The organism is Prosthecobacter fluviatilis, assembly GCF_055388355.1.
In genome coordinates, this window is the sequence record NZ_AP043782.1 from 302,322 (window position 1) to 322,506 (window position 20,185).

The following is a 20,185-nucleotide window of genomic DNA, read 5'->3' on the forward strand; positions in this document are numbered from 1 at the left end:
TGTGGCGGGCTGTTGCAGCTGGGGGCCTGTCCGTGGCTTCACGGTCCGTTGATCCGCTGCTCCCAGTCGGCGATTTCGGTTTCGTCAGGGGTTTGCTGCAGGACGATGAGCGCCCTTCTGATGGCCTGGATCGCCTTCGCCTTGCTGGTGAAGGAGGGGCCGCCCGGCCATTTCTGATTGGCTATGACGACTGCCCGGTCTCCCAGGCCGCCGGCTTTATCAATCAATTTGTCGATGCGGCTCTGCGTCGCACTCAGGGGCGGCACAATCGCCTCCCACTTTTCCACTGCTTTCACGTCCTCCGTGTTGCGCAGCTCCGCTATCGCCCGGTAGATGAGCGAGGTCGCCTTGGTGCCGTCGTTCGCGGTCAGGGTCAGCCCCAGATTGTCATTGGCGGCTTTGATGGCATCGGCAGCTTTCATGCCATCCACCCGCCCCAGCAGCGAATCCACCCGCTTCAGGTACGCAGCGCCAGGCAGAGTGATCTTGTCATCCGTGGTCCTCCCTGGGTTAAACGGGATTTCGGCCACCGCCTGCCTCAGTCCGCTGGACGAGATGTTGTTATACACCGGATCTCCGGCGGCCGTGACGACGGCGCCCTTCGTTGACATCGGCTCCACCATCTGGCGCACCTTCACCGGGTCAGGCATCTCGCCTGCCAGGAACGACTCCACCACATGGATCGCCGCATCCGTGCGGTGCACCAGCGTCACCCCGTTCTGCGTGAGCACCGTGCCGGACGGGTTCTGATTGAACGACTGGTACTCATTGATCGCGCTCTTGATCTCATACGCAGCCTTCAGGTAGGCCTGGGAGCGTCCCTTCGCGTCAAAGATCCCCTGGATGCCGGGCAGCAGCAGATTCGTCACGCCGAGCCACGAAAGAGCCTGCGCGCCCAGCTTGGTGGCGGCGTTTCCAGCCACCAGGCCGGAGGAGGCCGTCTGCAGCGTCGCGGAGGCATTGCTGGCATACCGCGCCCGGTTGAACTTCGGCGCCAGCACATTGATCATCTCATTCGCGTAGTTGATCGCCACCTGGTCGCTGAAGCGAAGCTCCGCATTGCGGTCCGTCCTGCTGTCCACCGCCACCTCGACCGGCTTGCCGTTCTTATCCAGAACCTTCACCGTTCGCGGCACCCGCGCCATCTCCACAAAGCTGGGGCGGTAATAATTCGGGCCGCTCCCGCAGGAGGCCATCAGCGAGCAGGCGCAGACCCCGATCACAAAGCGAAACTGAATGCGGGCGCTGCGGGTGGAAATGTGAGCCGGGGTCATGCTTCTATAATGTCGGAGGTTGATCTGCTCGTCACTTCAACGAGGAAAAACATGGGATTGTCCTAAAAACAAAATTTCTAACGCCCTATATTCAGAATGTCTTTATCTAAGATACAAATAAATAAGGATTAAGTGATAGATTCAATTAATTGCTTGTTTCCGCAGGTCTTGTCGAGATAAAAACACGGAAAGGCCGGACTTGAAAAGCGTGCTGCGCCTGCTGGCAAGGCAGGTCCATCACAGCCATCGCCATCCCGGCTCCACGCATGCGGCGCGCGCGTGCACAGCAGCACAAAAGGGGCCATGCAGATGACGGACAGGAAAATCTGCTGCGCAGGCCCAGCGCCCGCCGTGCCCCTCTCTGAGCCACGGAGCCCCGCCCCCTCTTCAGGAGCTGCTTACAGGTGGAGAATGAAGAGATTGAACATCCTCTTGAAACGGTCAGTCTCTTCAAACGAGGTCGTTTTGCGCGGATCAGCATCGCTGGGGTAGGCCGCAAAGCCCCAGCATTGCAGCACTCGTTTTCCTCCTTTGTGGATCGTGAGATCCCAGGTTCCCGGATCCGTGTAGGGAACCTCGCCTGACGGCTCGTACTTGCTCCGCCAGTGGTACACATCGTTGTCCTCCAGCCCTTTCCAAAACGCGGCCAGCTCCTCGGGCGTCAGCTTTCTGGTGCTCACCCGCTTTCGATCCGCGCCATTGTACCCGATCGTGTAATACGACATTCGCGTACCCTTCAGAATGTACTCACAGGAGGAGAATGAATTGCCGGCGCTAAACCGCGCACTGTCTCCCTCCTCCTCCTTCACAGAGCGGCAGGACATCAGGCCGAGCGCGGCGGAAAGGAGAAGCAGGCGTGTGAGGAAGCGGCGCATACACAAGATCAGCTCACAGAGTGAACGAAAGCAGAAGTTGTGCAACTCCCGCGCCTGCCTTCTCAGCCACCCGGAGCACCGCCGCAACGCCCGTGGTCCGCATTCTCCAGGTGCGTCGTCAGTGCCACCTAGGGCATTTCTTCAGTCTGCGGGTCCTTCGAAAGTTGGACTCGCCGCCGCGCCGTTCGCTGCTCAGATTGCGGCGCATGCAGGGGCTTTCAGCCCCGATGCCAGACTTCCACTCAAACGAAACAATTCGTTCATGAACACACGCCATCTCAGCACCTGGATCGTCCTCGGCCTTTCGATCTTTGCCTTCTCCGCCTCAGCGCTGACTGCAGAGCCCACCCAGATCAGCATGCTCAGAAAATCCTGGGAGCAGGCACGCGCCCGTGCCGCACAGCCCATCGATGAAGGCTACCTGCGCGAATTGCAGAAGCTGCTCGACACCTTCACCAAGGCCGGGCAGCTCGAAGACGCCATGGCCGTCAAAAACGAAAGCCAGAGCGTGGTCGAAGACGCCGCCACAGCGGCTTCAGCACCCGCCTCCGACAAACAACCCGCCAGGCTCGTCGCCCTCCGAAAATCCTGGATCCAGTCGCGCGACAAAGCCCTGCAGCCAAGCGACGCCGTCTATGTCCGCGAACTGCAAAAACTGCAGGACACCTACGCCAAGGCAGGGAAGCTCGAAGACGCCCTCGCCGCGAAGAGCGAGCTTGAAAAAATCGGCGGCAACCCTGAAGCCCCCTCCCGCCAGCCCCGGACCTTTGTCGGAAAAAAATGGACCACCGCCAGCGGCAGCCAGTTCACCTTCAAGGCGGACGGCAGCGGCATCCAGGCCAATGCCTCCGGCAAGGAATGGCCTCTCAAATGGACCCAGGGCGCAGATGACCTGCTCACCGTCGATGGCTGGAGTGACGACAAGCCCTCGACCCTCTATTTCCGTTTTTCCAAAAGCCGCGAAGGCCTCTTCGGCTCCTCCGCCGACAAGCTCGACAAGCAGGTCACCGTGAAGTGACCCTCTGCACGCGTTGAAGAGCAAAGCTGTCAGGAACCTGGAGGTGCTGCTGCATCAGCCCATGCCTGCGCCGCCCCGCCGTCAATTCATCCGTTGTATTCGGCACTCGCTCCACAGGCTGCAGCCCCGGTTTCCTCCGTCAGCTTTTGCGGGCCTCGCATGGGCGTTAAAAAAAATAGATCGCCAGATCTCGAATAAGACCGGCCGCCCCCCGTCTCATGAACACGCCGCAAGAAAGCGGCAGCAGATCAAAAAAAGCAAACCTCCTCAAGTCATGAAAAAGATCATCACCCTCCTCGCCGCCACCGCCAGCCTGGCTGTTTTCGCGCCTTCCAGTTCGCATGCCTTTGACGGCCACCGCCATGGCCCCGCTCCCAGCCGCAGCTTCGCGAACAACTGCAACTCCTGCGGCACCCCCGTGTATCGCGAGCGCGTCGTCGTCGGCTATGACCGCCACCGCCATCCCATCTTTGGCTACCGCATCGTCAGCCACAACTGCCGCCCTGTGAGCCATCACCATGGCAGCAGCTTCGGCAACTGCCGCCCCTCGGTCTTCCCCTTCCATTTCGGCCGCCGCTGATCCACGCTGAATCCACCGCCTGCCGGGGAATGCTCCATTCCCCGGCAGGCTTTTTTTTTGGCGGCGGAGCGTGGAGTCGTCCACCGCTTCGCAGTGCGTCCCTCGCCGCATTCGTCATTCGTAAACTTTTGCGGCTTCCAGCATTTCACAGATGAGTTCCCACGAGGGCTTTTCAGTGTTCCGCATCCGGGCCGAGTCGAGCCATGCAGCCATGGCATCCAAATATCTCTCCAACGATGGATTCTCCCACGAGCTGCGGTCACGGCTCAGATCGGCCAGCAAAGACTTCAGCGTTAGAACGACATCATCACGCGTTTTCATGGAGTCACGGCCATAGTCCAGGCCGGCGCATGATTCAATGAACGGCCACGGGGAAAATTGGGATGCAGCGCAGCCTCCCCTCAACACCCCGATAGAATCAAAGCCCTCTCCGAGTAAAAGTACTCAGACGCTCTGCCCCCCTCGGCACACGCCCCTTTTTCACTTACCCCTTTTCACTTCCTCTCCCCATGTCCCGCAGCCCCCTCATCTCCCGCCGCACCTGCCTGCGCGGCCTCGGCACCACCCTCGCGCTTCCCTTGCTCGAAGTCATGGGCTGGGCAGACACCGCCAAAAAAGGCGCGGCAGCAGCCACGGCCGCCGCAGCGCGCCCGCCCGTGCGCCTCGGCTTCATGTACATGCCCCACGGCGTCATCATGGATCAGTTCTGGCCCGCCACGCCGGAGAGCTACCTCACCACCCCGCCGCCCGCACTCGAGTCCCTGCGCGGCGTTTTGGACCAGTGCCTCCTCATGAAAGGCATCAGCGGCATCCCCATCGCGCCCTTCAATGGCGCACCGCACGCCCTCGAGCTCTCCACCTGGCTCACCGCCCAGCTTCCGGATGCCCGCCAGCGCAACCGCATCAACATCGCCATCTCCGCCGACCAGATCGCCGCCAACTACATCGGCGCACTCACCGCGCTGCCCTCCCTCGAGCTCGCCACCATGCCGCAGACGCACAAGGAGAACCAGGAAGGGCTCAATGAAGGCTACTACTCCCACTGCAGCTTTCGCTCCGCCACCCAGGCCATGCCCGCGGAGATCAATCCCCGCAGCGTGCTCAACCGACTCTTCAATCAGGGCGGCTCCGGCGGCGTCAGCGCAGACCCCAGCCCCGCCGCGCAGAAGGCACGCGCGATGGACCGCAGCATGCTCGACCTCGTCATCACCGGCGCCAAGGACCTGAGAAAGCAGCTCCCGCAGGACGACCAGCACAAGCTCGACGAATACCTCGACAGCGTCCGCGCCGTCGAGCGCCGCATCGCCGCCATCGAGATCCGCCAGAAGGAGGCCGCCCTCGAAAAATCCGGCCTCGCCCCCAGCCGCCATCGCGGCACCGACACCCCGCCCATCGAGATCAAGATCCCCCTCGGCGACAAGCGCAGCGAATACATGCAGGTCATGTGTGATCTCACCGTCCTCGCCTTTCAGACAGACACCACCCGCGTGAGCACCTACATCGGCTCCACGCCCAACGGCGTCTCCTATCCCGAGCTCGGCTTCAAGGACGAGCACCACTCACAGACGCACCACAACAACCGCACCGAAATGGTGAACAAAGTGCAGGCCATCACCGCCTTCAACATCGCCCAGTTTGCCTACATGGTGAAAAAGATGCACAGCATCAAGGAAGGCAGCGGCACCCTGCTCGACAACTGCCTCATGATGTGGGGCTCCGGCCTGGAGGACGGCAACAAGCACACCCGCGAAAACCTCCCCTTCATCCTCGCCGGAAAAGCTGGCGGCACCGTCAAAACCGGCCGCTACCTCCCCGACACCAAAGGCAACCAGGGCGACCTCCTCACCACCATCCTCTCCTGTGCCGGCATCCCGCTCGACAAGCCCATCGGCATCGCCACCAAGCAGATCAGCGAGATGAAAGCGTAGGGCAGGGGAGAGGTTGAAGGTTTAAAGTTTGGCTTCGCCGTTTGTTGCGCGATGAATACACAAACCGATGAAACCACCTCTCCTCCTTCTCGCGTGCATGCTCCTCGCCATCACCTGCCTGCCGGGTCAGCCCCCCGGCCCGAAGGTTTATACAGGAGCGCAGATCCTGCCTTTCCTCAGGCTCTATGATTTGCAGGGGCTGGGCGATTTTATCCAGAAGGAATCCTCGGTGAACTACAAGGAGGTGGCCGTTTCATTCGATCAAGACGCCTGGAGCCAGGTGCCGTTCAAGAAGCTGCATGTGGCGGACGATTATGCGGCGCTCAAGACCGCAGATGACACCTCCTATCCTCTGTTCCCCTTTCAACCGCCCACGCTGGAAAAGCTGGCCGAAGCGCGCACCTACCAGGAAGTGCTGCAGACTCTGCTGCCGCCGTCCCGCTCCGGAAATGAAGCCTTCTTTTCCATCATGGACGTTCCCACGTCCACCCAGTCTCTGGAGGAGTCAAAAGACGGCTATGACCTGAGACTGAGAGCCGCCTATCTTCATCAGGACAGGATCGTCTGGATCGAGTGCCGCATGGTCTACGGGCAAAGCCGCGCAGCGCGCTCCACAGCCACCCCTTTCCGTGAGTCGGTGATCCAGATCCACATCTCCCCGAAGTACAAATGAGCCGCTGAAGGTGCCACCCGGGCCGCCTCTTCGCTCTCCCCCTGCTTCGCCCGCCCGTCCGATATGGAGTGTGGTCGCGAAGGGTGCCACGACCGCAGCCGCCGCTTTCCAAAGACCGGACGTCAGAGTCATACCACAAAATACCCGCCAGCACCAGGCGCAGCCCGGTAGCCTTGTTCCTGCGGAACAAGGGCCACCTCAGCCGCCGCACCTCAGCCCCTTGTCCATTCAAAGCCCGTCTCCGCCTCTCTGAGTATTGTAGTGCAGGCTTTAGCCGGCGCGGCCCGCCTTCGCACCCCATCACAGCGGCGCATGTCTCACAAACGCCTCAGCATCCAGTTCCCGCCCCAGCCTCAGACACTTTTCGATCTCGCCCGCCGTCAGTCCCGCGGCCATGAGATACCTTTTGCGCTGCTCCGCTGTGCCGGGCTCCAATTTCCGCAAGGCGCGGCAGAGGCTCTCAAACATCTGCCATTCGGCCCGTTCCACCAGATTGTACCGCGCCCTGGCCGCCTGCTTTTTCAGTTCCGCAGCCGAAGGGCCTTCGCCGACCACATTGTAAATCATGACCACCCCTGGAGACGCCCCGGCCTTCTTCAGCAGTTCCTCTTCTTCAAAGCAGCGTTTCAAGATCCCGATCTCTGCAGCCAGTACTCTCTTCGCTCCCTCGGCACTCAGTCCTTTGGACCAAAACACCGTCTCCAGCAGGCTTGAGAGCCCGTGCCAGACATCCAGGTCCTCGGTGTTGTTTCCGTCCAGCCGGTGCGCCACAGACGTCAGCTTTCCCACCGCCGCCAAAAACGCCTCGTCTGCCAGCGGCGTCAGCTTCATGCCGTGCGCTCTGTCGGCCGCTTTGCGCAGCCGATGCGCATCCATCGTCACCTCATGCTGCTGTTCTTTGCTCAAGGGCGTCGCAGACCTCGCATGGCACTTCACCAGCTCCACAAACGACATCACCTCAGGCGCGGCCGCCTCCTCACCGCGTGCTGTGACGCCAAGACCGGCACATGCCAAAGCAACAAGCGTGATTGTCCTGAACATGCCCAAATCCCACCACAACTCACCCCACCCGTAAAGCACGAAATACCACGCTTACGCAGCACCCCCAGCCGGAGGGGGGGATCACCCTGATCCCCGCACATTGAGCCTTCGTCGCAGCCATGTATCATCATCCTCCATCTCAAAGCCCCCTCTCAGCCATCCGCAGCACTAGGCCCAGCGGTCCGTAGGCAGGCATCGGCGGCATCGGGCCACCCACGACATAGGGATACCCGCCCGAGACGTCCCCGCGAATGTCAAAATAGCCAGCGCCCTCAGGAAAGACATAGGGCAGTTCTGGCGAAATCCGCAGGGGGCTTTGCTGACACATCCACGTGAGCCACCAGCCAAACCGCTCCTCTGGCGGTACCAAGTTCACTTGCCATCCAGTGAGGTAATGTGAGTTGATCTCCATCTCCCGCCACCAGGGCAGGTAGTCCATAATCACCTGCGGGAATTCCTGCAGCCGGGAGGGAACTTCGAGCACGAAGAGCGGATCGAAATGCAGATGCAGGCCGAAGCGGGAGCTGCCGGGATCAATGCTCAGGCACAGAGGCTGCGTGGGGACCAGGCACACCTGCCGCTGCGTTCCCACCCCAGCGCCATCATTCCGTGCCGCCGCACTCTTGACCATCACTGGCGCCGCCCCGCACACCCATGCCAGCACCAGGGCAAGCACCGGCACACACACGCCGCGCATGCGCAGAAGAGAAGGCGAGAACTCCATGCCCAAATCCCACCACAAACCACACCACCCGTAAAGCACGATCTAGAGCCGCCAGTCTCACCTCACCGCAGCACACTCTGGAGGAGAGGGATCGTCCCGATCCCTCACGCTCACGCAACGTCCAGCGCATACACGCAGCTCAAAATCGCACACTCTTCCCGCTCCATCCATCACTCCCCAACCTCTGCCCCCTCCGCCTCTCTGCTCCTCTGCGGCAAACACGAACGTTCCAGCGCCCCCACTAAAGTACTCGTGAGCTTTAGCTCACTCTGGAAACCGCCCCGCTTCTCCCAGAACACAGAACGAGCTAAAGCTCGATAGTACTTTCCAACCTCCCCCCCTCACCCCGCCTTCTCCGCCTCCACATAGATGCTGTTCTCCGGCCGGTTATCAATGCGCTCCAGGTCCGCGCATTTCCCTTCGCGGTACTTGCAGGCCCGCGCGTTCACAAAGCCATGCTTCGTCAGCAGCTTGCACAGCGAACTCTCCGTGTACATCCACTGGTGCCGGTTCTTCACCCCGGTGCCGTCGTATTCCAGGATGCCCAGCAGCATCGCCGTCGGGTCCTCCGGATCATAGAGCTTCACGTAGTGGTCCAGGCTCGGGATCACAAAGCGCACCACCCCGCCCGGAGCCAGCACGCGCAGGATCTCTCCCAGCAGCAGCGGCACATCCCACACAAAAATATGCTCAAACATGTGCGAGCTGAACACGCACTCGCAGCTGTTGTCCGCCAGCGGGAAGCGCTTCGTCACATTCAGGTAGTGCAGCTTTTTAAACACACCCTGCTCATGCTCCTCCAGCCGAGCCTGCGTGATGCGCCCCGCCTTCCGCAGCAGCCACGGCAGCCCCGGGATCATCGTCACCCAGATATGCGGCGTGATGTCCGTGTTGTACCACCCCTCCTGCGGACAGTTGAAGGCCCCGAGGTGCAGTTTGATCAAAGGTGAACTCATGAGCCGAAACGCTAGGTCTTCGCATCACAGGCGTCAATCTCCGCCTCCCTCACCGCGCCGAATCTCATCCGCCTCAGAAGTTCGTTGCCCGGGGCGAATCGCTACGCACTTTACCGCACCAGCCATCAATACACCGCTGAAACCCGGTCATGAAAACATCCTGCCTAACCCTCCTGCTCGTTCTCATCCTCACCAGCGTCGGCCACAGCGAGCCGGCGGCAGCGCCCAAGGTCCCGCCGTTTCCCGGCGCAGAGGACTACACCGCCCTGCGCATGGCCTACGCCGCCCAGCCCGGCTTCAGCTCCTTCTGGAATGTAGAGCCCGAGCGCCAGGCCGTCTTCACCGCCATCCGCAGCAAGGACTACAAGAGCGCCCTCGAACTCTCCAAGGCCTGGCTCGAAAAAGTCCCCGTCGATGCCGAGGTGCACTACCTCCGCGGCCACTTCCTCAAGAAAGCCGGAGACATCCCCGGCAGCATGCACCACTTCCACTGCTTCTACGGCCTCATGCGCTCCATCACCGCCACCGGCGACGGCAAATCTCCCAAGACCGCCTGGAAAGTCATCTCCGTCTCCGAGGAGTACGCCCTGCTCAATGAGATCGACGCCAAGCTCATCGACCAGAGCCTCGTGGACTCCTGCGACAAAATGCACGTCAGCCTCCCCGACGGCACCGAGACCGACTACTACTTCGACGTCTCCATCTCCCTCGCCGCCACCGCCCGCGCCTTCGAGCCCGCGAAAAAGAAGTAGCACCACGATCCTTTGAAAACGGATTGTGTCATGACAGGCCGGTTCCAGCAGAACGTGGTATGAGATAAGGCCCCGAACGGCGCCCGCGCATCACTTCATCAGCGTGCTCAGCAGATCCAGCCCATGCAGCGCCCCCGTGCCGCCCAGCGGGATCAGCACCGCGCGGAAGACCGGGTTCGAGTACACCGTGGAAAACACCGGCGAGTCCATCCCCTCCAGGTACTTCAGCGTCTCATCGTGGCTGGAAGTGTCCCCGCGGGAGCGCTCCCGGCTGGTTTCCACCACACGCACCGCCACCTTTTTCAGCCGGTTCGCCGTGCCCTGCAGCACCGTCGTGATGATCACCAGGATCAGCAGGCTGCTCGAGTAGATCAGCAGCGGCTCCAGCGACCAGTCAAAGCCGTCCAGCACCCGGTGCCGCGAGGCGATCAGGATGAACAGCACGATGAACGGGTAGTAGATAAAGCTCGCCACGATGTCCCCGCGCGAGGCGCAGCGCTTGATCATCTGCCGCACCTGCCGCGCCATCTTCGCCTCTGCCTCCGCCTTGGCGTCTGCCTGGGCCCTGGCCTCTGCGCGTGTCATTTCGGCTGCCCTCGTCTTTGTCACTGCCACCTTGGGCGCTGCATCATTGGCCGCTTTCGTCCCGGCATCTGCATGCGTCCGCTCCGCAGCAGCCGCCGCTTTGTCGGCCCGCCCGTTCAGGCTCTTGATCGCCGTGCGCAGCAGCGCCGCGCAGACCAGGCAGGCATCCACCGCGTAAAACAGCAGCATCAAAAAGAAAAACAGCGCCATCATCGGCACCCACTCCGTCGTCAGCATGCGGCTCAGGCCCCCGCGCACCAGATTGGTATGCACATGCGGCAGCGAGAGCGTCGCGATCCAGCTCAGCAGGGTGCACACCACGACGTAGGCTATCGTGCGCCGCATGCAGCGTTGAAAGCCGCAGTTTTTGATGTGCTTCTGCCAGTGCTCCTCCAGTCTTTCGCCATCGCTGTAGGCCGGGAAGAGGTGCTTGATGAGCCTGCGTGCCATCCCTTCGCTCCTTGCCTTCTCCATGGGTGTCTCCGGGGCATCATCGACCCAGGGCTCGGCGGCTGCGGCGCATTCCTTGGCCAGCGCCTCGCGGTTCAGCCGCAGGTTCAGCCATGACGTCCACAAGTAGTGCACGCACAGGCAGGGCACGGTGGAGAGCATCAGCGCGCTCGGCCACACGCTGATGCCATTCCAAAAGAGGAAAGGCTCCTCCCTGTTGCTCAGCCACCAGCCGCACATGCCCACCACCCACACCCAGCCCAGGAGCAAAGTGCACATTTTCAGGGCCACCGACGACGCTTCTTCCGTCACCACCTCCTGCTCGCGGCCCATCGAGCTGCTCAGGCACACACCCGCCACCAGGATCACCAGCGTCAGCGTCAGCGGAAAGGTCATCTCCGTCACCGTCGCCATCGGTTGCGGCTGCGGGTTGGCGTGCGGCATGTCATGGGGCGCGATGTTCTGCCCGTCCCCGGATCTCACCCGGTGCTCCGGCTCCCACTTGGACTCCTGCTTGCCGGGCCACAGCGACAGCAGCGGATGGCCCGCAGCGTGCAGCCTCGCCACCGCGCCCGGCGGCGGCGTCAGCTGCCAGGGCCCGCTGCGGCCGATCTCAAACAGCAGCGACGGCGCGCTCCAGTCCACCGGCGTCAGGTGCTGCAGCCTGGCATTGGAGTCGTAGTACGTGCTCCCCAGCGCCTCCAGGCACCCCAGGTAAAACCCCGTCTGGTAGCCCTCCCGGAACGGCGGCGACCAGCCCTGGTACGCCTCATGCGCCCGCAGGCCAAACCGCGAGGCCACGATCAGGTTTTGCGTCCAGTCATACTGGCTCGCGTCGTCCATGCTCGCGTCCAGATCCGTCGTGAAAAACACCGCCCCGGGAAACGCCGGCCGCAGCGCCCGCAGGATCATGAGCTTGTCATACACGTCGCTGCCCAGGATGCCGATGGCGCGGAAAGACCGCAGCTCCGACTGCTCGATCGCCTGCATCCGCTCCACGATCCGGTGCACATAGTCCGCCTGGCTGCGTCCTTGCGGCCGGTCCGTCGCGCCCTCGCCGCCCTCCTTGTCACTGCGGCCGCTCTTCGCCGCGTCATTCGGCAGCTGGCCGTCCAGCCCGCGCAGGTAGGAAAACCGGCACAGCGTGCGCGACTCCATGTTTTGGTCCTCCCAGTGCCAGGACCAGTTTTTCTTTTTCTCCTCCTCGGTTTGCTGCGGGTGGGCGCCGTACTCCCGGATCACCGCGTTAAACGTCAGCGGCAGCGCCCGCCCGTACGTCGTGTCCCACTCGGAGATCAGCGCCAGCAGGCAGTCATCATGTTTCTTGGCCTTCAGTGCTGGCTCCGGCGTCTTCTCCTTGGTGCCAGTCGCATCCTCCTTGGTCTCAGGCACGCTCGTCGCCTGCAGGTGTACGCCCCGGCTGGCCAGTTCATCATACAGCAGCTTGCAGAGGTCGTAGTCATCCCCCGCCACCCGCACCAGGGAGGCGCCCACACGTGTCGCCTCGATCACTCTTTTGTCCCCCAGCATCCGCCTGCAGTGGTACTGAAAGCTGTCACGCCCGCCCGGCTTGTTCGGCGCCGCGTCGGTCACCAGCTTTATCAGGATCTCCGAGGCCAGCGTGGGCAGGCAGGCGTGAAAGCACACCTGCCCGTGCTGCACCAGCTTCGTCGTCTTGCCTTCAGCCTCAGCCTCTGCCTCCGCCACGCAGAGGTCCGTGCACAGGTCCACCAGCCGGTCCGAATTGCTCGGCCCCATGATGTGAAAGTCCACCTCCAGCTTTGTTCTGTCCGTCTGGGTGCAGACGTACTCGCAGCGTTGGTCCATGGCTTGCAGCACCTGCCGCCACGCAGCCAGCGGCGGCTGGCCCGCCTTGAGCTCAAACAGGAAATCTCCCAGGTACACCACCATCACCACATCGTATTTTTTGGCCAGCCAGTTTTTCCTCTCCGGGCTGAAAGGGCGGAAGACCTCCTTCGCCACCGTGCGGTTTGCTCCAGCATGCTTCACCGGCACGATCGCCATCGGCGTCAGGTCGTCCGCCTTGTAGCCCGCATAGCCCGTGGCCGCCTGCATCGCGTAGCGGAAGCGCATGCGCCGCTCCTCCTCCTCCGCGTAGCCCCCGGTCGGCAGGTGCACCATCAGGATGCATACTCGGCTGTCACTCTCCGACAGGTCGCCGCTCAGCCACGTCTTCAGCTGCTCGGTGAGTTCGGGCGGGGCAGGGGGCGTCTCACCTTTCGGCGCAGGCGTCGCATTCGCCTCGCTCTTCTTGTTCGGCTGCGTCGGCAGCGGGTCCTCCCACAGCCGGTGCTCCGGCTGCACCGCGTCGGGTTTCGCCCCCTGCGTGCCGGACGGCCGCACCGAAGTCAGCGACTGCGGCTTCGTCAGGATGCCCACCGCCATCATTGCCATCACCATGATGTTTGGCCACCAGAAGAGCGGGCTGTTTTTTTCCTGGCTGTTCATGCGTCACAGGCTTGGGTGGGAGGTTCAGCGTCACACGCCGTCCGCGCCACACCCCGACGCCGCAGCCGCCGCGCAGTCATGCACCACGCCGGCATCTGCCACACAGCGGCCAAGAATAAATCCGGGGTCACCATGCGGCCCATTGGAAGTGAATCGCTCCAGTCTGTCAATAATATAATAAATGCATAGGTTAAATGCTCGGGTGTAAATATTCATAAAGCTCAGACTTACCTTTCATCCAATCTTAAATGACAAGCGCTGCCACCCGGAGACCCACCGCAGCCCGCGCTACACCGCCTGCTGTCCCAGTGCCGTGCCGCCGTGCCCAGCGCGCGGTCTTGTGCAGCCGCAGCCGAAGAATGCCTTGGCTTGCACCACAGGAAAGCTAGCATCCAGGCACCCCCACCCATTTCCAGGCACGCCGTTGCTCCCCTCCTTCACAGCACCCCAGCGCCCCCACACCGCCCATTTTCCCACTGCATGCAGCCCCTCATGTCCTCCGTCCACGAAGTCGCCATCCACGCCTCTCAGCAGCGTCTGGAAAAACTCCTCGCAGAGCGCCTCCTCCCCGGCGCAGACCGCGCCGCCGTGGACGCCCGCATCTGGAGCCTCTTTGGCGAGACCTGGGCCGTCATGTTCACCGATCTCTCCGGCTTCTCCGGCCATGCCGCCGAGTTCGGCATCGTCCACTTCCTGCAGGTCATCTACGAGGCCCAGCGCATCTTCACCCCCTGCGTGGACAGAAACGACGGCCTCCTCATGAAGGTCGAAGGCGACAGCATGCTCATCATCTTCCGCACCGTCGCCAGCGCCCTCCAGTGCGCCATCGACATGCAGCGCGCCGCCAAAGACTACAACACCGGCAAGCCCCAGGAGGAGCACATCCTGCAATGCATCGGCCTCGGTTACGGCCCCGTCCTCCGCATCGGCGACTCCGACGTCTTTGGCCGCGAAGTCAACGCCGCCAGCAAGCTCGGCGAAGACACCGCCCGCCCCTGGGAAATCCTCGTCACCGACTCCGTCCAAACCGCCGCCGAAGCCGCCCAGATCCCCGGCCTCCGCTTCGAATCCATCCCCGACCACCCACCCGGCGCCCTCAGCGCCGCACGGGTGATTTACGATCTGTGAAAAAACAGCAGCAGCCAGTCCATTCATGGCTCATCGGATTTGCACCCCTCGTCTCCGCACCCGCTCAGCACGAAGGATGCGGTTGATCTGAGGTGGCAGGTACATTAATCTAGCCCCATGTCAGACCACGATATCCAGGTGCTCGAAAGCCAGTTCCCCGCGTTGTCGGGTCAGGCTTTTGCCGCCGCCAGCGCGCAGGTGCTGGCATCGGGGCAGAGCGTGCTGCAGTCGGAGGGTGCGTCCATCTACCGCGTCTTCCCCGACGGACGCAGGGAGGTGGTCAAGCACATCGAGCCCCCGACCCGCGTGAAACCCGGCACGGTTTACATGATCAAGTGAGCCTGGCCACACCCAGGCTGCGCATGTTTGCCGGTCCGAACGGGTCTGGCAAGAGCGTGCTGAAGTCCTACCTCCCGAAGCCGCTGCTGGGAGTGTATTTGAATCCGGATGACATCGAGAAAGCTGTGAGAGACAGCGGTTATGTGGACATGCACAGCTTCGGCATCGAGACCACTGCGGCGGAAGTTCTGGCGGTCTTCACCCATTCGGAATTCCTCATCCATCAGGACTTGGCGGCAGCGGCCGGTAGCTTGAGCTTTGTTGACGGACGGCTGTACTTTCCACCCCGCATCATCAACAGCTACTTTGCCTCTGTGGTCGCGGATTTTCTGCGGCACCAGCTAATGGCGGCTCGGCGGACCTTCACCTTTGAGACGGTGATGTCCCACCCCGGCAAGGTGGAGTTGCTGCAGAAGGCCCAGAAAGCCGGCTACCGCACTTATCTCTATTATGTGGCCACAGATGATCCTGCCATCAATATCTCCCGCGTGGAAAACCGCGTCAAATTGAACGGCATGATGTGGCCCCTGACCGCGTCGAGAAGCGCTACTATCGCTCGTTGGATCTGCTTCTCTCCGCCATTCGCTTCACCAACCGGGCCTATATCTTTGACAACTCCACGGACAATGCCGACCACAATCACACCTGGCTGGCAGAGATCACCGAGGGTAGGCGACTGGAATTGAAAACAGACCAGATCCCAGCTTGGTTTAAGCGCGCCGTTTTGGACAAGATCGACCAGCCGGCTTTTTGAAAAAAATCAGCGTAAAGGACTTTAGAGTGCCATCACCAAGTGATGAGCAGAAGAGCATGTCCCCCCAAAACTCCTCTGTTTAATTCCTCCCCTCTCTAGCGTTCTCGTCTGGAACCCATCTGCCCGCCTCCCCCAGCCCCCATGCCCTGCCGCATCCTCGCCTCCCTCCTGCTCCTCACCTGCCTCCTCACACACGCCCCCGCCGCCGAGCCCGCCTTCAGCTTCACCGTTCTCGAAATCCCCGACATCCAGCGCGGCGCGGGCCTCGCCATCGTCATGCGCACGCCTTCTGGAAAGACCTGGCTGTACGACACCGGCACCGCGCACCCTGAGAAACTCTCCTCCGACGGCTGGCTCGCCAACTTCAATGCCGGGCGCGATCTCATCGCCCCGCACCTCGCCAAGGCAGGCGTCACCCGCATCGACGGCGTGTTTATGAGCCACGCGCATTACGATCACTTCGGCGGCCTCCTCTGGCTCAAGGATCACTTCCAAATCAGCCGCCTCATCGACTGCGGCTACCTCTTTCACAGCGACCTCGAAGCCGACTACCTCGGCACCAACAAAGCCGAGCTCGACCACTACACCCGCGTCCGCGAAGAATTCCGCGCGCGCAACGCCTACCTCAGCGCCACCGCCGGCGAAACCCTCTCGCTCGACCCCGATCTCAAGATCGAAGTCATCGCCCCGCCCAAGACCTTCTTCAAAGATCCCAAGCTCCCCGGCCGCCCCAAGAACGACAGCCCCTCCCACTTCCTCGTCAACGCCAACTCCCTCGCCCTCCGCATCCAGTTCGGAGACATCGTCTTCCTCCTTCCCGGCGACATCCAGACCGAAGACATCGAGGCCAGCCTCATGCCCTTTGTTGATCGCTCAAAGCTCAAATGCCACATTCTGGTAGCCCCAGGTCACGGCATCCACCCCATCCCCAAGGAGTTCGGTGAGGCCACCCGCCCCGAAGTCTCCATCGCCAGCGTCTTCCCCCGCTACGCACGCGGCATCCGCAGCACCAAAGACCTTCAGGCCCTCGGCACGAAAACCTACGTCACCGGCCTCCACGGCAATGTGAACGTCACCACCGACGGCAAAACCTACCAGGTCACCACCCAGCGCGACGACACCGCCACGCCCCCACCCGTCCCGGCCAAGGCCGCGCCAACCAAGTAAACAGCGTGCTCCAGCCAGAGCTTCGTCGCGTATACGCCAGAGCTTCGCCCCGCGCGATCCTCCGGCGGAGAGGGATCGTCCCGATCCCTCACGCACTCGCACCGTCCAGCGCACCCGCGTCATCCGACGGACAGTTTTCCGCTGCACCATGCGGCAGACTTTGCGGAGCGTGGTGGGATCAAGATGATCCCACTCCGCCAGAACTCCGCCCCCGCCAGCCTCCGGCGGAGAGGGATCGTCCCGATCCCTCACGCACTCGTACCGTCCAGCGCACCCGCGTCATCCGACGGACAGTTTTCCGCTGCACCATACGGCAGACTTTGCGGAGCGTGGTGGGATCAAGATGATCCCACTCCGCCAGAGCCTCCGCCCCCGCCAGCCTCCGGCGGAGAGGGATCGTCCCGATCCCTCACGCACTCGCACCGTCCAGCGCACCCGCGTCATCCGACGGACAGTTTTCCGCTGTACCATGCGGCAGACTTTGCGGAGCGTGGTGGGATCAAGATGATCCCACTCCGCCAGAGCCTCCGCACACGCCCTCCGGCGGAGAGGGATCGTCCCGATCCCTCACGCACTCGCACCGTCCAGCGCGCCCGCGTCATCCGACGGACAGTTTTCCGTTGCACCATGCGGCAGACTTTGCGCAGCCTAGTGCTACGACGCTGGTCCCACTCCGCCAGAGCCTCCGCACACGCCCTCCGGCGGAGAGGGATCGTCCCGATCCCTCACGCATTCGCACCGTCCAGCGCGCCCGCGTCATCCGACGGACAGTTTTCCGCTGCACCATGCGGCAGACTTCGCGCAGCCTAGTGCTACGACGCTGGTCCCACTCCGCCAGAGCCTCCGCACACGCCCTCCGGCGGAGAGGGATCGTCCCGATCCCTCACGCATTCGCACCGTCCAGCGCGCCCGCGTCATCCGACGGACAGTTTTCCGCTGCACCATGCGGCAGACTTCGCGCAGCCTAGTGCTACGACGCTGGTCCCACTCCGCCAGAGCAGGGGGGGCGCATGACCTGAGCGGCATGGCACCTGCACACCACGCCACCCCTCACCAAAGCATCGGCGCCTTCACCTGGGGCGTGCGGAAGGCCAGCAGCTCCTTCAGCGACACCGTGCCCGCGCAGAAGTCCCAGCCCAGCCCCAGCGCCGCGATCTGGCTGGGCGAGATGTGCGCCTGGCGCAGCTCCTGTGTGCGGTCCACATCAAAGCAGCCCGCGCGCACGTAGGCCGCCGCATCCCCCGGGGAGAACCCCGCCTGCAGCCACTGGCGTGCGGCGACTTCATTTCCTTCGATGGCAGCAGCCATATCGGCAAGATCACGGAAGCTCAGACTCATGCACCCTCTTTAGCACAGTTAAAAAACTGTTCAAATAAACAGTTGTTTAAAAATCACCCGCTACCCACCATTTGCCCCCGCACCCTTCAAAAAAACACCCGGCAGGGAGCCCCTCCCCGCCGGGCATTTTCCAACCCAATCAAATAACACACACTTACTTGCAGCTGCTGGCCCGACTCGCGGCAGGTCAGCAGCACTCACAGCAATCATGGCATTCTTCCACCGGCGGCGCTTCAGGTGCAGGCTGCGTATTGGTGGAGCCTGCGCTGTTCGTGCCGATGAAAGTCGAGTTCACATTGGACGGGTCGTCCTGGCGATGGCGGTCCTTCAGCGGCTTGTCTCCGCCGAAGTAGATGCGCAGCCCGCCCAGCAGGTGCGCGTAGCCGTTTTCGCCCACGCCCCCGTCCACATACACGGCCGTGCCCTTCAGCGGCGTCTGCCACTCCACATGCGCCATGTAAAAGTTGTGGTTAAAGCGGCTCTGGTACTCCAGGCGGATCATCAGATCATCCACCGGATACACCGCCGCATACAGGCGTGCCGCCACAAAGCTCTGGTGCGTCGCCAGCCCGGGAAAGGTCGTCGCCACATGCGAGTCGTAGTTGTCATACCCCGCCACCGCGCCCAGCGTCAGCTGCTTGAAGTAGTACTCGCCCTCCGCGCCCACGATCACATCCGTAAACTTCTGGCTCGTCATCCCGCTGAACACCAGGCCGATCAGCCCCTTGCCCGGATCACGCGCAAAGAAGTGCGTGCCCACGCCAAAGATGTTGGTCGAAAACCCATGCTGGTACAGCCCGTCCAGCTGCGCCCCAAAGCGCTGCCCCAGCGGCAGCGAAAACGTGCCCGCCACCCCGCGCGTGGAGCTGCGGTTGATCGCCCCATAGTTCGCGTCCAGCTTGCCATTGATGGCAGACACCGCAGGCTCAGACGCCGCCGCAGCGATGCCAGGTGCAGGCTCGCCCGCACAAAGCGGTGACACAGAGGTGGCGGCCAGCACCGCGAGCAGGGGGAGAGTATGGAAAGGTTTCATCATCGTGGTATGAGGCCCCAAACATCCAGTCATTCCTCTGTCTGGCAACTAGGCCGTGCTTTAAAAATCCTAAGTCAATCTTTAGCCGAGTTTAGTCAGCTCCCGTCGATGCCCTGAAATGGGCAGGCCGAAACCTGCGCAGACAGGCCTGCCTAGGCAGGGCAGGGGAGCCCTGTGCCACCGCCCCGCCTGCAAACACACCCTCAACCCGCCGTAAAGGAACGGCCCTCCGCTCACTGCGCCAGCATCATCCCCAACGCACTCACCAGCAGCAGCGCTCCCACCGCAAGGCACCAGCCGGACATCCGCCGGTACCGCCTCAGCTTGCCCAGGTACTCCGCGCACCCCGCAAAAGGCTCCTCATCCACAGCCGCCCATTTGTCATAGAGTCCGCTGCGCACAAAGCCCGTCATGAAGCCGACACGCGTCCCGTGCGGCACCCAGAAAAAGCCGCACGGCTTTCCCAGCTTCATCCACTCATCCTCAGACTCCGCCCACACCTGGCGCAGCAGACGGTCAAACGCCACAAAGCTCAGCACCGTGAAAACACCGCCCACGAACAGCGACGCAAACGCTGAGACAAAGACGATGGTAAACACAAGATCAGGCATGAGGCCCTCCGCCTTACCCCGGCCATTCCGCGCGGTCAATATAACGCTGCGCATTCACCGCCCGCGCAAACGCCCCACAGACGCACCTTTCCCTGCTCAGTTCAGCAGCCCATCTCATCCGAAATCATGGCGGAGGTCCATGAATAATTCATCGGGCGGCAGAGCAAAGATCGGGAGGCACCGCCACATGCAGCGTCATCTCTGCCGCATTCTTTGTCGGTTGATTCTTATCCCCCCAGCAGCCACTCCAGCGCCTCCGCCTCCTCCGCCTCCTCCGCAAACACGCCCGTCACCATCCCCGCATTCGCCGCCACCGTCACGCCAAAGCGCCCGGGGTCGGCAGGCTGCCCCCAGACCCCCGCGTGAGCTCTCACGGCATCGAACGCCCCCAGGCATCCTACGAAGCCCAACCCCCGGAGGATAGCCGTCCCGGCTGTCCGAGGGAGACAGGCTTCCAGCCTGTCCTTGCCCGCCACACCGGCTCACGTGC

The 20,185-nt window shown here is 62.4% G+C and carries 20 protein-coding genes; 9 read left to right on the plus strand and 11 right to left on the minus strand.

Going from position 1 to position 20,185, the window contains the following annotated elements; genetic code table 11:
* Positions 1 to 38: 38 nt before the first annotated feature.
* Positions 39 to 1,274: a hypothetical protein gene (locus tag ACZ5WW_RS01095; RefSeq protein WP_377170269.1), complete on the minus strand. Its 1,236-nt coding sequence runs from the start codon at positions 1,272 to 1,274 to the stop codon at positions 39 to 41.
* 398 nt (positions 1,275 to 1,672) lie between these two features.
* Positions 1,673 to 2,149 (minus strand): hypothetical protein, encoded by a 477-nt coding sequence (locus tag ACZ5WW_RS01100; protein WP_377170267.1) that lies wholly within the window; start codon positions 2,147 to 2,149, stop codon positions 1,673 to 1,675.
* A gap of 262 nt (positions 2,150 to 2,411) precedes the next feature.
* On the opposite strand from ACZ5WW_RS01100, the gene ACZ5WW_RS01105 reads away from it, so the two are divergent.
* The gene (locus ACZ5WW_RS01105; RefSeq protein ID WP_377170265.1) at positions 2,412 to 3,167 is read left to right on the plus strand and encodes a hypothetical protein; all 756 of its coding nucleotides are present in this window, start codon (positions 2,412 to 2,414) and stop codon (positions 3,165 to 3,167) included.
* A gap of 274 nt (positions 3,168 to 3,441) precedes the next feature.
* Entirely contained in the window at positions 3,442 to 3,747 is a 306-nt protein-coding gene (locus ACZ5WW_RS01110; protein ID WP_377170263.1) for a hypothetical protein, read from the plus strand.
* 114 nt (positions 3,748 to 3,861) lie between these two features.
* On the opposite strand, the gene ACZ5WW_RS01115 is transcribed toward ACZ5WW_RS01110, so the two are convergent.
* Positions 3,862 to 4,068, minus strand: coding sequence for a DUF7660 family protein (locus ACZ5WW_RS01115; RefSeq protein ID WP_377170261.1), 207 nt, complete (start codon positions 4,066 to 4,068; stop codon positions 3,862 to 3,864).
* Between the two features lie 188 nt (positions 4,069 to 4,256).
* Between ACZ5WW_RS01115 and ACZ5WW_RS01120 the strand changes: the two genes are divergently transcribed.
* Both ACZ5WW_RS01120 and ACZ5WW_RS01125 read left to right on the plus strand, forming a co-directional pair.
* Positions 4,257 to 5,675 (plus strand): DUF1552 domain-containing protein, encoded by a 1,419-nt coding sequence (locus ACZ5WW_RS01120; RefSeq protein WP_377170259.1) that lies wholly within the window; start codon positions 4,257 to 4,259, stop codon positions 5,673 to 5,675.
* Positions 5,676 to 5,742: 67 nt separating this feature from the next.
* A complete protein-coding gene (locus ACZ5WW_RS01125) occupies positions 5,743 to 6,348 on the plus strand; it encodes a hypothetical protein (RefSeq protein WP_377170257.1) in 606 nt (201 codons plus the stop codon).
* A 300-nt stretch (positions 6,349 to 6,648) separates the two neighbouring features.
* Here the strand turns inward: ACZ5WW_RS01125 and ACZ5WW_RS01130 are convergent, their stop codons facing one another.
* From ACZ5WW_RS01130 to ACZ5WW_RS01140, 3 genes are all read right to left on the minus strand, one after another.
* On the minus strand, positions 6,649 to 7,389 hold the full coding sequence (locus ACZ5WW_RS01130; protein WP_377170255.1) for a hypothetical protein: 741 nt from the start codon (positions 7,387 to 7,389) through the stop codon (positions 6,649 to 6,651).
* A 139-nt stretch (positions 7,390 to 7,528) separates the two neighbouring features.
* Positions 7,529 to 8,113, minus strand: coding sequence for a hypothetical protein (locus ACZ5WW_RS01135; RefSeq protein ID WP_377170253.1), 585 nt, complete (start codon positions 8,111 to 8,113; stop codon positions 7,529 to 7,531).
* Positions 8,114 to 8,454: 341 nt separating this feature from the next.
* On the minus strand, positions 8,455 to 9,069 hold the full coding sequence (locus ACZ5WW_RS01140) for a class I SAM-dependent methyltransferase (protein WP_377170251.1): 615 nt from the start codon (positions 9,067 to 9,069) through the stop codon (positions 8,455 to 8,457).
* Positions 9,070 to 9,218: 149 nt separating this feature from the next.
* Here ACZ5WW_RS01140 and ACZ5WW_RS01145 point away from each other — a divergent pair, with 149 nt between their 5' ends.
* On the plus strand, positions 9,219 to 9,821 hold the full coding sequence (locus ACZ5WW_RS01145; RefSeq protein ID WP_377170249.1) for a DUF4919 domain-containing protein: 603 nt from the start codon (positions 9,219 to 9,221) through the stop codon (positions 9,819 to 9,821).
* Positions 9,822 to 9,911: 90 nt separating this feature from the next.
* Here the strand turns inward: ACZ5WW_RS01145 and ACZ5WW_RS01150 are convergent, their stop codons facing one another.
* Positions 9,912 to 13,325, minus strand: a complete 3,414-nt coding sequence (locus ACZ5WW_RS01150; protein WP_377170247.1) for a hypothetical protein — start codon at positions 13,323 to 13,325, stop codon at positions 9,912 to 9,914.
* A 492-nt stretch (positions 13,326 to 13,817) separates the two neighbouring features.
* On the opposite strand from ACZ5WW_RS01150, the gene ACZ5WW_RS01155 reads away from it, so the two are divergent.
* From ACZ5WW_RS01155 to ACZ5WW_RS01170, 4 genes are all read left to right on the plus strand, one after another.
* Positions 13,818 to 14,453: an adenylate/guanylate cyclase domain-containing protein gene (locus tag ACZ5WW_RS01155; RefSeq protein ID WP_377170245.1), complete on the plus strand. Its 636-nt coding sequence runs from the start codon at positions 13,818 to 13,820 to the stop codon at positions 14,451 to 14,453.
* Between the two features lie 117 nt (positions 14,454 to 14,570).
* Positions 14,571 to 14,792 (plus strand): hypothetical protein, encoded by a 222-nt coding sequence (locus tag ACZ5WW_RS01160; RefSeq protein ID WP_377170243.1) that lies wholly within the window; start codon positions 14,571 to 14,573, stop codon positions 14,790 to 14,792.
* Positions 14,789 to 15,478: a zeta toxin family protein gene (locus ACZ5WW_RS01165; RefSeq protein ID WP_377170241.1), complete on the plus strand. Its 690-nt coding sequence runs from the start codon at positions 14,789 to 14,791 to the stop codon at positions 15,476 to 15,478. Before ACZ5WW_RS01160 ends, ACZ5WW_RS01165 begins: the two co-directional genes overlap by 4 nt.
* A gap of 209 nt (positions 15,479 to 15,687) precedes the next feature.
* Positions 15,688 to 16,713, plus strand: a complete 1,026-nt coding sequence (locus tag ACZ5WW_RS01170) for a ComEC/Rec2 family competence protein (RefSeq protein WP_377170239.1) — start codon at positions 15,688 to 15,690, stop codon at positions 16,711 to 16,713.
* A gap of 1,050 nt (positions 16,714 to 17,763) precedes the next feature.
* On the opposite strand, the gene ACZ5WW_RS01175 is transcribed toward ACZ5WW_RS01170, so the two are convergent.
* The 4 genes from ACZ5WW_RS01175 to ACZ5WW_RS01190 form a co-directional block, all read right to left on the minus strand.
* A complete protein-coding gene (locus ACZ5WW_RS01175) occupies positions 17,764 to 18,051 on the minus strand; it encodes a hypothetical protein (protein ID WP_377170237.1) in 288 nt (95 codons plus the stop codon).
* 187 nt (positions 18,052 to 18,238) lie between these two features.
* The gene (locus ACZ5WW_RS01180; protein ID WP_377170235.1) at positions 18,239 to 19,087 is read right to left on the minus strand and encodes a hypothetical protein; all 849 of its coding nucleotides are present in this window, start codon (positions 19,085 to 19,087) and stop codon (positions 18,239 to 18,241) included.
* 230 nt (positions 19,088 to 19,317) lie between these two features.
* Positions 19,318 to 19,695, minus strand: a complete 378-nt coding sequence (locus ACZ5WW_RS01185; RefSeq protein ID WP_377170233.1) for a hypothetical protein — start codon at positions 19,693 to 19,695, stop codon at positions 19,318 to 19,320.
* Positions 19,696 to 19,922: 227 nt separating this feature from the next.
* Positions 19,923 to 20,069, minus strand: a complete 147-nt coding sequence (locus tag ACZ5WW_RS01190) for a hypothetical protein (protein ID WP_377170231.1) — start codon at positions 20,067 to 20,069, stop codon at positions 19,923 to 19,925.
* Positions 20,070 to 20,185: the final 116 nt, after the last annotated feature.

Bases quoted from the DNA above. Each gene is read 5' to 3' on its own strand.
- ACZ5WW_RS01145 (WP_377170249.1), top strand. From the start codon at position 9,219: ATGAAAACATCCTGCCTAACCCTCCTGCTCGTTCTCATCCTCACCAGC.
- ACZ5WW_RS01180 (WP_377170235.1), bottom strand. From the start codon at position 19,087: ATGATGAAACCTTTCCATACTCTCCCCCTGCTCGCGGTGCTGGCCGCC.
- ACZ5WW_RS01100 (WP_377170267.1), bottom strand. From the start codon at position 2,149: ATGCGCCGCTTCCTCACACGCCTGCTTCTCCTTTCCGCCGCGCTCGGC.
- ACZ5WW_RS01140 (WP_377170251.1), bottom strand. From the start codon at position 9,069: ATGAGTTCACCTTTGATCAAACTGCACCTCGGGGCCTTCAACTGTCCG.
- ACZ5WW_RS01125 (WP_377170257.1), top strand. From the start codon at position 5,743: ATGAAACCACCTCTCCTCCTTCTCGCGTGCATGCTCCTCGCCATCACC.
- ACZ5WW_RS01105 (WP_377170265.1), top strand. From the start codon at position 2,412: ATGAACACACGCCATCTCAGCACCTGGATCGTCCTCGGCCTTTCGATC.
- ACZ5WW_RS01185 (WP_377170233.1), bottom strand. From the start codon at position 19,695: ATGCCTGATCTTGTGTTTACCATCGTCTTTGTCTCAGCGTTTGCGTCG.
- ACZ5WW_RS01150 (WP_377170247.1), bottom strand. From the start codon at position 13,325: ATGAACAGCCAGGAAAAAAACAGCCCGCTCTTCTGGTGGCCAAACATC.
- ACZ5WW_RS01175 (WP_377170237.1), bottom strand. From the start codon at position 18,051: ATGAGTCTGAGCTTCCGTGATCTTGCCGATATGGCTGCTGCCATCGAA.
- ACZ5WW_RS01170 (WP_377170239.1), top strand. From the start codon at position 15,688: ATGCCCTGCCGCATCCTCGCCTCCCTCCTGCTCCTCACCTGCCTCCTC.
- ACZ5WW_RS01120 (WP_377170259.1), top strand. From the start codon at position 4,257: ATGTCCCGCAGCCCCCTCATCTCCCGCCGCACCTGCCTGCGCGGCCTC.
- ACZ5WW_RS01110 (WP_377170263.1), top strand. From the start codon at position 3,442: ATGAAAAAGATCATCACCCTCCTCGCCGCCACCGCCAGCCTGGCTGTT.
- ACZ5WW_RS01135 (WP_377170253.1), bottom strand. From the start codon at position 8,113: ATGGAGTTCTCGCCTTCTCTTCTGCGCATGCGCGGCGTGTGTGTGCCG.
- ACZ5WW_RS01115 (WP_377170261.1), bottom strand. From the start codon at position 4,068: ATGAAAACGCGTGATGATGTCGTTCTAACGCTGAAGTCTTTGCTGGCC.
- ACZ5WW_RS01130 (WP_377170255.1), bottom strand. From the start codon at position 7,389: ATGTTCAGGACAATCACGCTTGTTGCTTTGGCATGTGCCGGTCTTGGC.
- ACZ5WW_RS01095 (WP_377170269.1), bottom strand. From the start codon at position 1,274: ATGACCCCGGCTCACATTTCCACCCGCAGCGCCCGCATTCAGTTTCGC.
- ACZ5WW_RS01160 (WP_377170243.1), top strand. From the start codon at position 14,571: ATGTCAGACCACGATATCCAGGTGCTCGAAAGCCAGTTCCCCGCGTTG.
- ACZ5WW_RS01155 (WP_377170245.1), top strand. From the start codon at position 13,818: ATGTCCTCCGTCCACGAAGTCGCCATCCACGCCTCTCAGCAGCGTCTG.